The sequence below is a fragment of the Herbaspirillum sp. UBA812 genome, from assembly GCF_002296545.1.
In the GTDB taxonomy this organism is placed as follows: Bacteria; Pseudomonadota; Gammaproteobacteria; order Burkholderiales; family Burkholderiaceae_D; genus Herbaspirillum; species Herbaspirillum huttiense.
This window is the reverse complement of record NZ_DBIC01000106.1, coordinates 1-14,112: the sequence shown is the minus strand read 5'-3', so window position 1 is coordinate 14,112 and position 14,112 is coordinate 1. Positions and strand designations below refer to the sequence as shown.

15 protein-coding genes are annotated in these 14,112 nt (G+C 63.9%); 4 read left to right on the top strand and 11 right to left on the bottom strand.

Annotated features, from left to right (window positions below; translation table 11 throughout):
• The 8 genes from B3873_RS06830 to B3873_RS06795 all read right to left on the bottom strand — a co-directional run.
• Window positions 1–212: ketopantoate reductase family protein (locus B3873_RS06830; protein ID WP_286864842.1), on the bottom strand; the 212-nt coding region annotated here is incomplete at its 3' end.
• 84 nt (window positions 213–296) lie between these two features.
• Window positions 297–1,091 carry a GntR family transcriptional regulator gene (locus tag B3873_RS06825; protein WP_286864840.1) on the bottom strand — a complete coding sequence of 265 codons (795 nt, stop codon included), beginning with the start codon at window positions 1,089–1,091 and terminating at the stop codon, window positions 297–299.
• 12 nt (window positions 1,092–1,103) lie between these two features.
• On the bottom strand, window positions 1,104–2,723 hold the full coding sequence (locus tag B3873_RS06820; RefSeq protein ID WP_286864838.1) for a gamma-glutamyltransferase family protein: 1,620 nt from the start codon (window positions 2,721–2,723) through the stop codon (window positions 1,104–1,106).
• Window positions 2,724–2,775: 52 nt separating this feature from the next.
• Window positions 2,776–3,753 (bottom strand): ABC transporter ATP-binding protein, encoded by a 978-nt coding sequence (locus B3873_RS06815; RefSeq protein ID WP_286864836.1) that lies wholly within the window; start codon window positions 3,751–3,753, stop codon window positions 2,776–2,778.
• Between the two features lie 19 nt (window positions 3,754–3,772).
• On the bottom strand, window positions 3,773–4,732 hold the full coding sequence (locus B3873_RS06810; protein ID WP_286864834.1) for an ABC transporter ATP-binding protein: 960 nt from the start codon (window positions 4,730–4,732) through the stop codon (window positions 3,773–3,775).
• Between the two features lie 9 nt (window positions 4,733–4,741).
• Entirely contained in the window at window positions 4,742–5,617 is an 876-nt protein-coding gene (locus B3873_RS06805; protein ID WP_232729643.1) for an ABC transporter permease, read from the bottom strand.
• Between the two features lie 37 nt (window positions 5,618–5,654).
• On the bottom strand, window positions 5,655–6,611 hold the full coding sequence (locus B3873_RS06800; protein WP_286864830.1) for an ABC transporter permease: 957 nt from the start codon (window positions 6,609–6,611) through the stop codon (window positions 5,655–5,657).
• A gap of 5 nt (window positions 6,612–6,616) precedes the next feature.
• Entirely contained in the window at window positions 6,617–8,116 is a 1,500-nt protein-coding gene (locus B3873_RS06795) for an ABC transporter substrate-binding protein (RefSeq protein ID WP_286864828.1), read from the bottom strand.
• Between the two features lie 428 nt (window positions 8,117–8,544).
• Between B3873_RS06795 and B3873_RS06790 the strand changes: the two genes are divergently transcribed.
• A complete protein-coding gene (locus B3873_RS06790; protein ID WP_039786512.1) occupies window positions 8,545–9,006 on the top strand; it encodes a MarR family winged helix-turn-helix transcriptional regulator in 462 nt (153 codons plus the stop codon).
• 387 nt (window positions 9,007–9,393) lie between these two features.
• Window positions 9,394–10,413: an alpha/beta hydrolase gene (locus tag B3873_RS06785; protein WP_286864825.1), complete on the top strand. Its 1,020-nt coding sequence runs from the start codon at window positions 9,394–9,396 to the stop codon at window positions 10,411–10,413.
• Window positions 10,414–10,536: 123 nt separating this feature from the next.
• On the opposite strand, the gene B3873_RS06780 is transcribed toward B3873_RS06785, so the two are convergent.
• On the bottom strand, window positions 10,537–11,205 hold the full coding sequence (locus B3873_RS06780) for an alpha/beta hydrolase (RefSeq protein ID WP_286864823.1): 669 nt from the start codon (window positions 11,203–11,205) through the stop codon (window positions 10,537–10,539).
• 178 nt (window positions 11,206–11,383) lie between these two features.
• Between B3873_RS06780 and B3873_RS06775 the strand changes: the two genes are divergently transcribed.
• Complete coding sequence (locus tag B3873_RS06775; protein ID WP_286864821.1) at window positions 11,384–12,046, top strand: hypothetical protein; 663 nt, start codon at window positions 11,384–11,386, stop codon at window positions 12,044–12,046.
• Between the two features lie 44 nt (window positions 12,047–12,090).
• Here B3873_RS06775 and mog read toward each other — a convergent pair whose 3' ends face one another.
• Together mog and yjgA are read right to left on the bottom strand one after the other, a co-directional pair.
• Window positions 12,091–12,720 (bottom strand): molybdopterin adenylyltransferase, encoded by a 630-nt coding sequence (mog, locus tag B3873_RS06770; RefSeq protein ID WP_286864819.1) that lies wholly within the window; start codon window positions 12,718–12,720, stop codon window positions 12,091–12,093.
• On the bottom strand, window positions 12,710–13,315 hold the full coding sequence (yjgA, locus tag B3873_RS06765; RefSeq protein ID WP_039786501.1) for a ribosome biogenesis factor YjgA: 606 nt from the start codon (window positions 13,313–13,315) through the stop codon (window positions 12,710–12,712). The genes mog and yjgA overlap by 11 nt, the downstream gene beginning before the upstream one ends.
• Before the next feature lie 75 nt (window positions 13,316–13,390).
• Between yjgA and B3873_RS06760 the strand changes: the two genes are divergently transcribed.
• Window positions 13,391–14,112: TldD/PmbA family protein (locus B3873_RS06760; RefSeq protein ID WP_286864816.1), on the top strand; the 722-nt coding region annotated here is incomplete at its 3' end.

Sequence of the window (14,112 nt, the reverse complement as noted above, 5' to 3'; positions counted from 1 at the left end):
TCGGGGCCGCCCCCCGCCACAATGGCGGGATCGGTGCTGGCCTCGACGGGGAGGGTCTCATCGAAAGTTTTTGCTTCCAGCCGCAGGCCCTTGGTATTGAATGCCTCCACGTGCTGCGGCCGGCCCACCAGGACCACATCGTGTCCTGCCCGCGCCAGCATCCCGGCGAAGTAACATCCCACGGCACCTGCGCCCATCACGGCAACTTTCATGTGTGTCTCCCCGCTTGGCAAATTGAAGTCAGGCGGGAAGCCTAACACAGCGGCGCCAGGCTTTCAGTGCCTGGTCAGCATCGGTCAGAATGACCGCCGCACCCTTACCGACACATAAGCCGGCGGCTTGGTGGTCGCCGTCGCCCGCGCACTGTGCAGCCGATGCGAGGTGATCTGGTTGACCTCCGCATGGCTGCCATCGATGTGCTCACCCATCAGGCGCATCGCGCCCTCGGCGTCGCCGGCGGCGATGCTGTCGAGGATGGCGGCATGTTCCTCGTAGGTCGAGTGCAGGCAATCACCGTACAGGAAATCCAGCCGCCGCACGATGCGGATGCGGTCTGTCAGACGATCGAATGACTCGGCCATCTCCTGGTTGCCGGCCGCGCGCACCAGCGTCTGGTGAAAGACTTCATCGAGCAGGGCCGCCTTGGGTCCATCCGGTTCGCGGGCCTCGGCGGCCACGCACCAGGTGGCGCGCAGACCGGCCAGCACTGACTGGTCTCCGGCTTGCGCACACAGGCGGCGCACGGCGTGCGTCTCGATGAGCTTGCGCATTTCATAGAGATCGGAAAAACGCTTGAAGTCGATCGGCACCACCTCCCAGCCCCCGCGCACATAGCCCTGCATCAGGCCATCGTTCTGCAGGCGTTGCAGCGCCTGCCGCACTGGCGTGCGCGAGACCTTGAAATACGCGGCGATTTCGGTTTCGGTGATCTGGTCGCCGGGCAAGAGGCGCATGTCGAAAATGTCCTGCCGCAATTGCGCGTAGACATATTCGGGCAGGGAGCCATTGCGCACCAGCGCGTCTTTGCCCTCGAGATCAGGGGCGAGCGCGTCGGCGTCAGCGGCGGGGGCGGGAGCAGCCAGGCTTTTCACGATGGGCTTTCTTTACCAGGCGGCCACGCTGCCATCGGTACGCGGTTCGGTGCCGCCGCACAGCACGCCTTCGTCATTGCGCCAGATGATCTGGCCGCGGCCGAAGCCCAGCTGGTTGCCCGACCACGCCACTTCATGGCCCAGCCCGCCCAGTCCACGGAAGAGATGTTCGGCCGTGCTGTGTTCGATGCTGACCTTGTTTCCTTTCTCCCATTCCCAGCGCGGCGCATCCAGCGCGGCCTGCGGGTTGAGGCCGAAGTCGACCGTGTTCATCACCATCTGCACGTGGCCCTGCGGCTGCATGAAACCGCCCATCACGCCGAAGGGGCCGACCGCCTGGCCATTGCGCGTCATGAAGCCGGGGATGATGGTGTGATACGGACGCTTGCCCGGTGCCAGCACATTGGGATGCCCGGCTTCCAGCGTGAAATTGTTGCCGCGATTGTGGAGGGCAATGCCGGTGCCCGGTACCACCAGGCCGGAGCCGAAGCCCATGTAGTTGCTCTGGATGAAGGACACCATGTTGCCCTCGGCATCGGCCGTGCACAGGTACACGGTGCCGCCGCGCGAGGGGTCGCCGGCCACCGGCAGCGTGGCGCGCGGGCCGATCAGCTTGCGGCGCTCATCGGCATAGGCGTCCGAGAGCAATTGCTCCACCGTCACCTTCATGTGCGCGGGATCGGCGATATGGGCGAGGCCATCGGCGTAGGCCAGCTTGATGGCTTCGATCTGGCGGTGGTAGGTCGCCAGCGTGTCGCGCTCGGAGAAGTCGTAGGCCTTCAGCAGGTTCAGCGCCATCAGGGCCACCATGCCGTGGCCATTGGGCGGGATTTCCCAGACGTCATAACCGCGGTAATTCACGCCGATGGGGTCCACCCATTCCGGCTGGAATGCGGCCAGGTCGGAGGCCTGCATGTAGCCGCCGGCCTGCTGCAGGAAGGCGGCAATCTTTTCCGCGAGGGCACCGCGATAAAAGCCCTCGGCATTGTCTTCGGCAATCGCCTGCAGGGTGGCAGCATGGCCCGCCGAGCGCCACAGCTGGCCGGCTTGCGGTGCCTGGCCATCGATGCAGAAGGTATCGAACCACGATTGGAAATGCGGCTCCTTGAACTCGCGCCTGAAGTTCTGCTGCGCCACCTGCCAGGCATGCGCCACCATCGGCGAGACCGGGAAGCCCTCGCGCGCCAGGGTGATGGCACCGGCCATGGAATCAGTCAGCGCCAGCTTGCCGAAGCGCTTGGCCATCGCGGCCCAGGCACTGGGCGTGCCGGGCACGGTCACGGGCAGGGCACCGTACTTGGGCACGTCCTTCAGGCCGGCGCTGGTGAGCTTGTCGGCGGAAATCGATTGCGGGGCCGGGCCGCTGGCGTTCAGGCCATGCAGCTTGCCGCCGTGCCAGACCAAGGCGAAGGCATCACCACCGATGCCGTTGGCGGTCGGTTCCACGACCGTCAATGCGGCAGCGGCTGCGATGGCTGCATCGATGGCATTGCCGCCGCGCTGCAGGACTTCCAGCCCGGCCTGCGCGGCCAGCGGTTGCGAGGTCGCCACCATGCCGCGCCGGGCATAGACGGCGCTGCGGCGCGAGAAGTAGGGATAGTGGTTGCTGCTGAAGTCGGGGAAGGCGGGCATGGCGGTCTCTCGTTCTTGGTTCAGGGGCGTATTTTATCGGGTGGCTTGCGTATCACGTCGGGCGCAGCGTCAGCTCGGGCCGGCTCAGGTGGCAGGCCACCGTATGCGTGGCGCTGACCTTGACCGTAGGCGGCGCCTCGGTCTTGCACACTTCCATGCAGGAAGGGCAGCGCGGATGGAAATGACAGCCCGAGGGCGGCGCGGCCGGGTTGGGGATGCTGCCCTGCAGGATGATGCGCTCGCGCTGTTGGCGCGGATGTTCACGTGGAATGGCCGACAGCAGCGCCTGCGTGTAGGGATGGCGCGGCCGGGTGTAGACCTCTTCACATGTGCCCGATTCCACCATGCGTCCGAGATACATCACGCCGATGGTGTCGCTGACATGGCGGATCACGGCCAGGTCGTGCGAGACGAAAAGATAGGTCAACCCCAGCTCCTGCTGGAGCTCACGCAGAAGATTCAGGATCTGCGCCTGGATCGAGACATCGAGGGCTGAGACGGCTTCGTCGGCCACCACCAGCTTGGGCCGCGTGATGATGGCGCGTGCGATGCCCACGCGCTGGCGCTGGCCACCGGAGAATTCATGCGGATGGCGCGCCGCGTAGGCCGGGTTGAGCCCGACCATGTCGAGTGCCTCGGCCACCTTGCGCTTGCGGGTAGCGCGGTCGTGCAGCTGGTGCACGATCAAAGGTTCTTCCAGCACTTCGCCGATGGTCATGCGCGGGTTCAGCGAGGCATACGGATCCTGGAACACCATCTGCATGTGACGGCGCATGGCCCGCAGCTGGCCCTCCGGCAGCAGAGTCAGTTCCTGGCCCATGAAGCGCACGCTGCCTTCGCTGGGTTCGATCAGGCGCAGCACGCTGCGCCCGGTGGTGGACTTGCCGCAGCCGGATTCACCAACCAGGCCCAGGGTCTGGCCTTCAGCCAGGCTGAAGGAGACATCGTCAACGGCCTTGACGGTGCTGCTGCCGGAAGCGAAATATTTTTTCAGTCCGTGGACTTCGAGCAGGGGAGGAAGTGTCGTCATGATCGGGCCTTCTATACCTTCAATGCGGATACCAGCAGCGCACGCTGTGGCCATCACCCAGATGTTCCAGTACCGGCATCTCCTGGCGGCAGATGTCCTGGGCGCGGGCGCAACGGGCGGCGAAGCGGCAGCCTTGTGTGACGGTACCTGGCGGCGGCACGCTGCCGGGGATGGCGGTCAGGGGCGCACCGGGCGTAGCATCCAGCGCCGGGCGCGCGCGCATCAGCGCATGCGTATAAGGATGGGCGGGGCGGTCGAAAAGATCTTCCACGCTGCTCTGCTCCACCACCTGGCCGGCATACATCACCACCACGCGCTGGCACATCTCGGCCACTACGCCCAAGTCGTGGGTGATCATGAGGATGGAGGTCTTCTGCTCGCGCTTGAGGTCGCGCATCAGGTCGAGGATCTGCGCCTGGATGGTCACGTCCAGCGCGGTCGTCGGCTCATCGCAGACCAGCAGGCGCGGCTGGCACAGCAGGGCCATGGCGATCATGACGCGCTGGCGCATGCCGCCGGAGAGGCTGCGCGGATATTCGTCCACCAGTTGCGCCGCGCGCGAGAGGCCCACGCGTTCCAGCATGGCGACGACCTTGGCGTCGATCTCCTGGCGCGGCAGGGAGGTGTGGATGAGAAGCATCTCGCCCAGTTGCTCGCCGATGCGATGCAGCGGGTTCAGCGAGGTCATCGGTTCCTGGAAGATCATGGCGATCTCCTTGCCGCGGATGCTGCGCAGGGTGGCGTCATCGGCCTGCAGCAGGTCGCGCTCGCCAAAGCGGATCGCACCCGACAGCCTGGCCTGGCTGGCCATGGGGAACAGGCGCAGGATGGACAGGGCGGTGACGCTCTTGCCGCAGCCGGATTCACCCAGCAGGCCCACGGTTTCGTCCTGCCCCAGTGAGAAGGAAACGCCATCGACGGGCGCAACGCGGCGGCCGTGGCTGAGAAATTCGATCTTGAGATTGTCGATGGTGAGCATGGCGGTTCCTCAGCGGCTCAGTTTGGGATCGAACACTTCACGGATGCCATCGCCCAGCAGGTTGAAGCCCAGCACCACCAGGAAGATCGCCAGCCCCGGCCACATGGCCAGCATCGGCGTGGTGTTCAGGTAGCCTTGGGCGATGTGCAGCATGGACCCCCAGCTCGGATCTTCCGGTTTGGCGCCCAGGCCGAGATAGGACAGCCCGGCTTCGGCGATGATGGCCGTGCCCATGGCAAAGGTGGCCTGGATCACCAGGGGCGCCAGCGAATTGGGGAGGATGTAGCGCCACATAATGCGCAGGTGCCCGGCGCCGATGGAGCGTGCGGCCATGACGTAGTCGAGGTTGCGGATGGTCATGGCCTGCCCGCGTGCCAGCCGCACGAAGGACGAGGTGAAGCCGATGCCGACCGCCACCATGGCATTGTAGAAACCGCCCCCCAGCGCGGCCGCCAGGGCCAGCGCCAGGATCAGTGAAGGAAAAGCCTGCAGCGCATCGACCACGCGCATGACGATGGCATCGACCGCGCCGCGATAGTAGCCGCTGACGATGCCGATGGGCACGCCCAATGAAAAGGCCAGCCCGACCGAGATCAGCGCCGCCTGCAGCGAGATGCGCGAACCGTACAGCATGCGGGTATAGATGTCGCGACCCAGGTCATCCGTACCGAGCCAGTGCTCGGCGCTGGGACCAGACAGCAGGTTGCCGTAGTCCTGGTCAAAGATGGGATCGTACCGGGCCAGTACCGGTGCAGTGATCGCCAACAGTACCAGTACAGTGATGATCACCGCACCGATCACCGCCAGACGGTTGCGGCTGAAGCGGCGCAGGGTACGCCAGCGGGGCAGCGCCGGCAGGGCCTGCGCAGGGGAGGGAGGGTTCATGTCGGGAGACGTCATGGTTGGAGGCGTTGGGCAGGCTTCAGCGGGCGATGCGCGGGTCGATCACGCTGTAGAGCAGGTCCACGCACAGGTTGACGATGACCACCATGACGGTGGCGGCCAGTACACCGGCCTGTACAGTCACGTAGTCGCGCTGGAAGATGGCGTCGACGATCATCTTGCCCATGCCGGGAATGCCGAAGATGCTTTCGGTGATGACCAGTCCGCCCAGCATGCCGGAGACCATCAGGCCGCTGGCCGTGACCACCGGGATCATGGCATTGCGCAACGCATGGCCCAGCACCACCTGCCAGTCGCGCAGGCCCTTGGAGAAGGCGGTGCGGATGTAATCCTCGTTGAGCACTTCCAGCAAACTGCTGCGTACCATGCGCATGAGGATGGCCGATTCACGCAGGCCGGTCACGACCATGGGCATGATCATGGCGATCAGGTTGGCGTGCCAGTCCACCGACAGCGGCACGAAACCCGAGGCGGGCAGCCAGCCCAGCTTGACCGCAAACAGGATGATGAACAGCATGCCCAGCCAGAAGTGCGGTACCGACATGCCGAACAGCGCAATCAGGGTGCCGATGGCATTGGCCCAGCCACGCGGTCGCGCTGCCGAGAGGATGCCGGCCGGCACCGCAATCACGACAGCCACCAGGAAGCTGCCGATGGCCAGTTCGATGGTCACCGGCAGGCGCTGCCACAAGGCATCGGCCACCGGGGTGTTGTCGATGAAGGAGCGGCCCAGGTCGCCATGCAGCACGGCCCACAGCCAGCGTCCGTACTGCACCAGCAGCGGATCGTCCAGCCCCAGTTTCAGGCGCAGGGCGGCGGCCGCTTCCGGCGTGGCTTCCATGCCGAGGATGGCGGCCACCGGATCACCCGGCAGCACCGCCAGCAGGGAAAACACCACCATGCTCACCAGCAGCAGGGTAGGCACCGACAGCAGCAGGCGCTGGGCCAGCTTGGGCAGCTTGATCGTCGTGGCCATGGGACTTACTTGGACACGGTCGCAGTGCGGATCACGCCATCGGGCACGTACTGGAAGCCCTTGACTGACTTGGCGATACCGAACAGCACGTTGTCATGCACGGTGTAGACGTAGGGCACTTCCTTGACCAGGATCGCCATGGCCTGGTCATAGAGCGCCTTGCGCTTGGCCTGGTCGCCTTCCACGCGGGCCTGCTGCAGCAGGTCGTCCACTTCCTTGGCACCGAAGTGTGAATAGTTCAGGGAGCCGTTGGTGGTGACGAAGTCATAGATGTTCTGGTCCGGATCGGGGCGGCCGCTCCAGCCCACGAACAGGCCTTCGAAGTTGCCTGTCTTGCCGGCCTCGATCTGGGTGGCCAGTTCGGTCTTCTCCAGCGTGACGGTGATGCCGGCCGGGCGCAGCATGCCCTGGATCATTTGGCCGACCTGCAATTCATCGGGCGTGGTCGGCAGGGTCAACTTGAAGCTGAAGCCATTTTCCTTGCCAGCGGCTTTGAGCAGGGCCTTGGCGCGGGCCACGTCGACCTTGGGCGGCACGTCGCTGGGGCCATTGGCAAACTGCGCCTTGGAGAAGGGCGAATGGCCGGCGGCCACTGCATTGTTGTAGACCACCTTGGCGATGGCGTTGCGGTCGATCAGGATATCCACGGCTTCGCGCACTTCCTTCTTGTCGAAGGGCGGCTTGCCGGTGTTCATGTAGAAGCCGCGGAAGCCCAGCGACGGCTTGTTGAGCACCGTGTAGCTGGCGTTGGCCGGGACGTTGGTGATTTCCTTGTAGGGGAAGCGGTTGCTGATGTCGACCTGGCCGCTGCGCAGGTTGTTGAAGGCTACATTGACGTCCGGCATGATCTTGTAGACCACTTCATCCACCTTGGGCAGGCCGGCGCGCCAGTAGTCGGGATTCTTCTTGAGCGTGATGGTGGCGCCCTTGAGGCGGCCTTCGTAGACGAAGGGGCCGGTGCCGACCGGATGGTTGACGTAGTCTTCTCCGTATTTCTTCACTGCCGCCGGCGACGACATCATGCCGGCGCGATCGGTGAGGGTGGAGAGGAAGGGCGCGAAGGGCGTCGACAGGTCCAGCTTGATGGTGTGCTCATCGACCACCGTGATCTTGCTGACGTATTTCAGTTCATTGCGGCGCAGGGAGGTTTTCTCCTGGCCGCGCAGCAGGTTGAATTCCACCGCCTTGGCATCGAAGGGCGTGCCGTCCTGGAATTTGACGCCCTTGCGCAGATACAGCGTGTAGGTTTTCTGATCCTCGGACACGGTCCAGCGCTCGGCCAGCATGGGGATGATCTTGCCCTCGCCATCCAGGTCCACCAGCTTGTCGAAGATGCTCTGGTAGACGATGCGCTCGTTGAGCATGGAGGACTGCGTGGGGTCGAGCTTGCCGGGGTCGGCGTCCAGCGAGATATTGAGCGTCACCGCCCAGGCGGGCAGGGTACAGGCGGCCAGCACGGCCGAGGACATCGCGGACAGCAGGAAACGGGAGACACGCGGGTTCATTCGTTTTTCCTTTCAGAAGTCATCACGGATCGAGCGCAACCGGCCTGGGCGGCAAACCCGCCTGCCACGGCCATCGGGCCAGCTTAGGCGATGGACACGGTGAAGGCAAGCACGGATACGTCAATGTATACAACGAAGAAGACATGCAGGAAGCGTGCCATGGCGTCAGCTTCGCGTCAGTCGGCCAGGCTGTATCAGTAGCCGGGAATGCAGGCGGGGCGGGCCTCCCGTCGGATGGCTGCGACGAGGGAAATGGCGTGCAAGGTTGCGCATCAGTCCATCGTGCCGGTGCAGGCCTGCTTCGCGATGGTGCGCAATCGGGGCCCAGTCCGCCCGAGGAAGGGGCGTGGCGAAGTGGCGACGGCCAAGCGTAAATATTTTGATTAAATCGCTTGCTATTTAATTTTGGCCTCGCTAAACTGCGCTGCATGAATTCGAAAACAGACAAACGCAAGTCGGCCCCGCTGCTGGATGCCCAGTTGTGTTTTGCCCTGTACTCGACTTCGCTGTCGATGAGCAAGCTCTATCGCAAGCTGTTGCGCAACATGGGCATCACCTATTCGCAGTATCTGGTGCTGATGGTGTTGTGGGAGCAGGACCAGCTGACGGTGTCCGATATCGGTGAACGCCTGGTGCTGGATTCAGCTACGCTGACCCCGCTGCTCAAGCGCATGGAAGCGCAGGGCCTGGTGACCCGGGAACGCGCGGCCAGCGATGAACGGCAGGTGGTCATCTCGCTCACCGCAGAAGGTGACAAGCTGCGCGAACAGGCGGTGGAACTGCCCCGTGAAGTCTTGCGGGCAACCGAATCGACAGCGGCCGAACTGACGGCGATGAAGGAAGAATTGATGGCCTTGCGTGCCCGCTTGCACAAGAATACGGGCGAGTGAGCAGGGCAGGTTGAAGGGATGCGGCGACCAGGCCAAGTCCCTTTTTGAAAGTTAAATATATAGTGCACTACTAAATAGTGCTTTATATTTTTGGTGAATTGCTCGCAAGAATGCCAGGTAACCGGCATCAGCAGACGGAGCGGAATGGCGGCATTGTCCCGCCCTCCGAGCGGCCGTTATACGCAGAGCCAATAGCGCCAACTAAGTAGTTTGCTATTTAATAGGATTTTAGTTTTATCGTTGTATCGACAGTTTTCCTGGCCGCGAACGGCCAGTGCAGTACCGCAGTACCCGGCAGCACAGCAACAAGTACGCAGTTCCCTCGCAGCACTTACCCGGTGAATCCACCGATTCGCTCATCTGAGATTAGAGAAAAGGAAGAAGATCATGACCTCGTTCAAGCAACTCGCCGCCGTCGCCGCCATCGGCCTGGTTTTTGGCAACGCCTATGCCGCCGGTGATGCCGGTGTGGAACCGACTACCCAATCCTTCTTGCAGGCGCTGGAAGCCGGCGGTGGCAAGCCCCTGGAACAGCTCTCGCCGCAGGATGCGCGCGCCGTGCTGGTCGGTGCGCAAGCCAGCGTGAAGCTGGAGCTGCCCAAGGCGGACGTGTCGGAAAAGACCATCACCGCCGACGGCCAGCAGATCAAGCTGACCATCGTGCGTCCGGCGGGCGTGACCAAGACCTTGCCGGCCTTCATGTTCTTCCACGGTGGCGGCTGGGTGCTAGGCGACTTCCCGACCCACGAACGCCTGGTGCGTGACCTGGTGGCCAACTCGGGTGCGGTGGCCGTGTTCGTGAACTACACGCCGTCGCCGGAAGCCGGCTACGGCGTGGCCATCAACCAGGCGTATGCCGCCACCAAGTGGGTGGCCGAGCACGGCAAGGAAATCAAGGTCGATGGCAAGCGCCTGGCCGTGGCCGGCAACAGCGTCGGTGGCAACATGGCTGCGGTCGTGGCCCTGATGGCCAAGGACAAGGGCGGCCCCGCCCTGCGTTCGGAAGTGCTGCTGTGGCCGGTGACCGATGCCAACTTCGAAACGGCTTCCTACAACCAGTTCGCCAATGGCTACTTCCTCACCAAGAACATGATGAAGTGGTTCTGGGACAGCTACACCACCGACGCCGCCAAGCGCAAGGAAATCACCGCCTCGCCCTTGAATGCGACCCCGGCGCAACTGGCCGGCCTGCCGCCGACCCTGATCCAGACCGCCGAAAACGACGTGCTGCGTGATGAAGGCGAGGCCTATGGCCGCAAGCTGCAAGCCGCCGGCGTGGCCGTGACCAGCGTGCGCTACAACGGCATGATCCACGACTTCGGCCTGCTGAACGTACTGGCCAAGGTGCCTGCCGTGCAGACCGCGATGCGCCAGGCGAGCGAGGAACTGAAGTTCCGCCTGAAGTAATTGCAAGGCTGCCCTGCGCGTAACAATGCGCAGGGAAAACGGCAACGCCCCCGCACGAGTGCATCGTGCGGGGGCGTTGTCATTGCGATTGCAGGTTCGGGTGCGGGTGCTGCGCGGTCGGACTCAGGCCAGGACCTTGGTCAGCCACGCCCCGATATCCTCGACTTCCTCGCCGCACACCGAATGCTGCATCGGATAGTCATGCCACTCGACCTTGTGGCCCAACTGAGTCAGCAATTCGCGCGACTTGACGGCGCGCTCCAGCACCACCACCGGATCCATGGTGCCGTGGGCCATGAAGATGGGGGTGTCGTGGTTGGCACCGTGGCGTTCGGCCTCGATGGTGGCGGCCAGCGGCAGATAGCCGGACAGGCACATCAGGCCGGCCAGGCGTTCCGGATGACGCAGGCCGGTCTGCAAGGTCATGGCGCAGCCTTGCGAGAAACCGGCCAGCACGATGCGCTCGGCGGGGATGCCGCGTGCGCGCTCCTGCGCGATCAGCGCTTCAATGGCGGCCTGCGAGGCGCGCAGGCCGGGTTCGTCTTCACGGCGGACCAGGTCGGGCGCGAAGATGTCGTACCAGGCGCGCATCACGTAGCCGCCGTTGATGGTCACCGGCATGGTCGGCGCGGTCGGGAAGATGAAACGGATGGGCGGGCAGCCCGACAGGTCCAGCTCGCGCACGATGGGCACGAAGTCCGAACCATCGGCACCCAGGCCGTGCAGCCAGATGACGGAGGCAGTGGGGTTGGGAGCGGTATCGATCTGTATCGTTTCGAGGGGAGCGGACATAAGCGTGCGGTTCCTGTTGCGGTCGGTGGATGAAAGGGCGGGGCACGGCATTTGTGTCTGTCCCGGCGCGGGAGCACAATACGGCCTTGCCCGTGGTCATGCGCAGCGTCTGTGCTGCAATGGGCTCACATCATACGATGAACGCCGCCGCGATGGCGGCGCTGCAAAAGGAAAACCCATGAAGTGCATCCCATCGCATCGCCTGCTGGCCCCGCTGCTGGCCTCCGTACTGGCCATGCTTCCCCTGGCCGGCCATACCGAAGCCGAGGGCCGGCTGTTCCGGCCGCTCGGCGAAAACCTGATGATCTCACCCCCGCCGGGCTGGCGTCTGGCCTATATGGACGGCGATCCTGAGGGCAATTACGTGGTCGATTTCCTGCCGCCCAACGAAGCGCACGACTCCTGGCGCGAGGGCTACATGGGCGTGCAGCGCCGCGGCTATCCCGATGCCGGACTGGTCGCCAACATCCAGGCGCGCAACCTGACCGTGGCACAGGTGGCCTTGACTGAAGTGATGCAGGGAGCCCAGCGCAATTGCCCGGGCCGCTTCGTGGCGATGGCGCAGAAGGATGGCAGCACCAACAATATCCCGGTTTCTGTCAGCGGCGGCTTCTGCGACCGTACCGGGCCAGTTGCGCCCTATGGCGAGGGAACTGTACTGGCGGTGTATCAGGGCAAGCAGCAACTGTTCGTGGTGCAGTTCAGCTGGCGTCCGCCGACCGAAAACGCCTTCAAGCAGTATCCCTACCGGATCTCGCCGGCAGCATTGCAACAATACCTGGATCTGCTGAATGCGGCCGCGCTGTGCGGCGGGCCGGATGAGGGGAAGTGTCCGAACTGAGGGGAGGGCAGGCCCGCATCGTGGTGCGGGCCGCTGAGGTGCTGTTACTTGCTGGCGGGCCGGATGGCCGACTTGGGACGGAAGGCCTTGCAGACGCTCTCATCGGTGTCGATGTAAGGACCGCCGATGAGGTCGATGCAGTAGGGGATGGCGGCAAAGATGCCGGGCACCTTGACCTTGCCGTCCTCGTCCTTCAATCCTTCCAGTGTTTCGCGGATGGACTTGGGTTGGCCGGGCAGGTTCAGTACCAGCGCGGCATGGCCTTCGGTCTCGCGAATCACGGCGACCTGGCGCGAGAGAATCGCGGTCGGCACGAACTGCAGGCTGATCTGGCGCATCTGTTCGCCAAAGCCGGGCATTGCCTTGGTACCGATGGCCAGCGTGGCTTCGGGCGTGACATCGCGGCGCGACGGGCCGGTGCCACCCGTGGTCAAAACCAGGTCGCAACGGGCTACATCGACCAGTTCCACCAGGGTCTGCTCGATCTGTGCGCGTTCATCGGGGATCAGTCGCGTCTCGACTTCAAAGGCGCTGGTGAGCGCTTTGCTGAGCCATTCCTGCAGGGCGGGGATGCCCTGGTCCTGGTAGACGCCACCGGAGGCGCGGTCGGAGATGGAGACCAGTCCGACCCGCAGCACCTCACGGGCGATGGGCGTTACAGCCTCAACGCTCATCGTCATCCTGCTCGTCCGCCTCATCCTCGGCGGCTTCGCTCTTGGCGCGTGCAGCCTGTGCCTGCAGCTGCTTGAGGATCTGGAAGATTTCGCGGTAAGCCTTGGGCGGCTTGTTTTCCGCCTGCTCCTTGCGGGCATTGCGGATCAGCGTGCGCATGTGCTGCACGTCGACGTCGGGATGGCGGTTCAGCAGTTCGGTCAGCGCCTGGTCATCGGCCAGCAGCTTTTCGCGGCGGCGTTCCAGGGCGTGCATGGCGGCGGTTTCGGCCTTGGAGGCGCCGTGCCAGCTGTCGATGGTCTTCTGGATGATGGCCAGTTCGTCGGGTTCCAGCGTGCGCATCTTTTTGCCCACGTACTGCATCTGGCGACGGCGGCCTTCGTGGTCCTTGATCTGCTGGCATTCGAGGATGGCGTCGCGCACGTCTTCGGGCATGGGAACGCGCTTGACGCGGTCGCGCGGCTCGGCGACGAGCGATTCGCCCAGCTTTTGCAGGGCATCCATCTCGCGCTTGAGTTGGGACTTGGAGGGGCGGTCGTATTCCTGTTCGAATTCGCTGGATTGGAATCCGACAGCACCGCGGTTGGCATTGGGCATATCGTGACTTCGAGAAATAAAGCTTAACGACTGCTATGATAACCGTTTTACCCGCATTTCAGAGAAAACAGGCTCATGAGCGATACCCCATTTACGCACAGTCAGGACCAGTTGAAGCAGTTGGCGCAGGATGTCCTGCGTTATGCCCGGGACAAGGGCGCCTCGGACGCCGCCGTCGACATCAGCGAGGGCAGCGGCCTGTCGGTAGCGGTGCGCAAGGGCAAGATCGAGACCATCGAGCAGAACAAGGACAAGGGCATCGGCGTCACCGTATTCCTCGGAGAAGGCCGCCAGGTGCGGCGCGGCAACGCCAGTACCTCGGATTTCTCGCAGCAGGCACTGAAGGAAACGGTCGAGGCCGCCTACAACATCGCCCGCTTCACCGCCATCGATGACTGCGCCGGCCTGCCCGACGCCGAGATGCTGGAAATGGCCCCGCGCGACCTGAAATTGTTTTCGCCGTGGAATATTTCCGCCGAAGAAGCTGTGGCGCTGGCCCAACGCTGCGAGACCGCAGCCCTCGAGACCGACCCGCGCATTACCAACAGCGAAGGTGCTGGCGTCTACGTACAGCACTCGCATTTCATCGCAGCCAACAGCCGTGGTTTCATGGGCGGCTATCCGTTCTCGCGCCACACCATCTCGGTCGCGCCCATCGCCGGCAAGGGCGCGGGCATGCAGCGCGATGACTGGTATTCGTCCAAACGCGATCCCAAGAAGCTTGCCAAGCCCGAAGCCATCGGCCGCTACGCCGCCGAGCGCGCGCTGGCCCGTCTGAACGCGCGCAAGCTCACGAC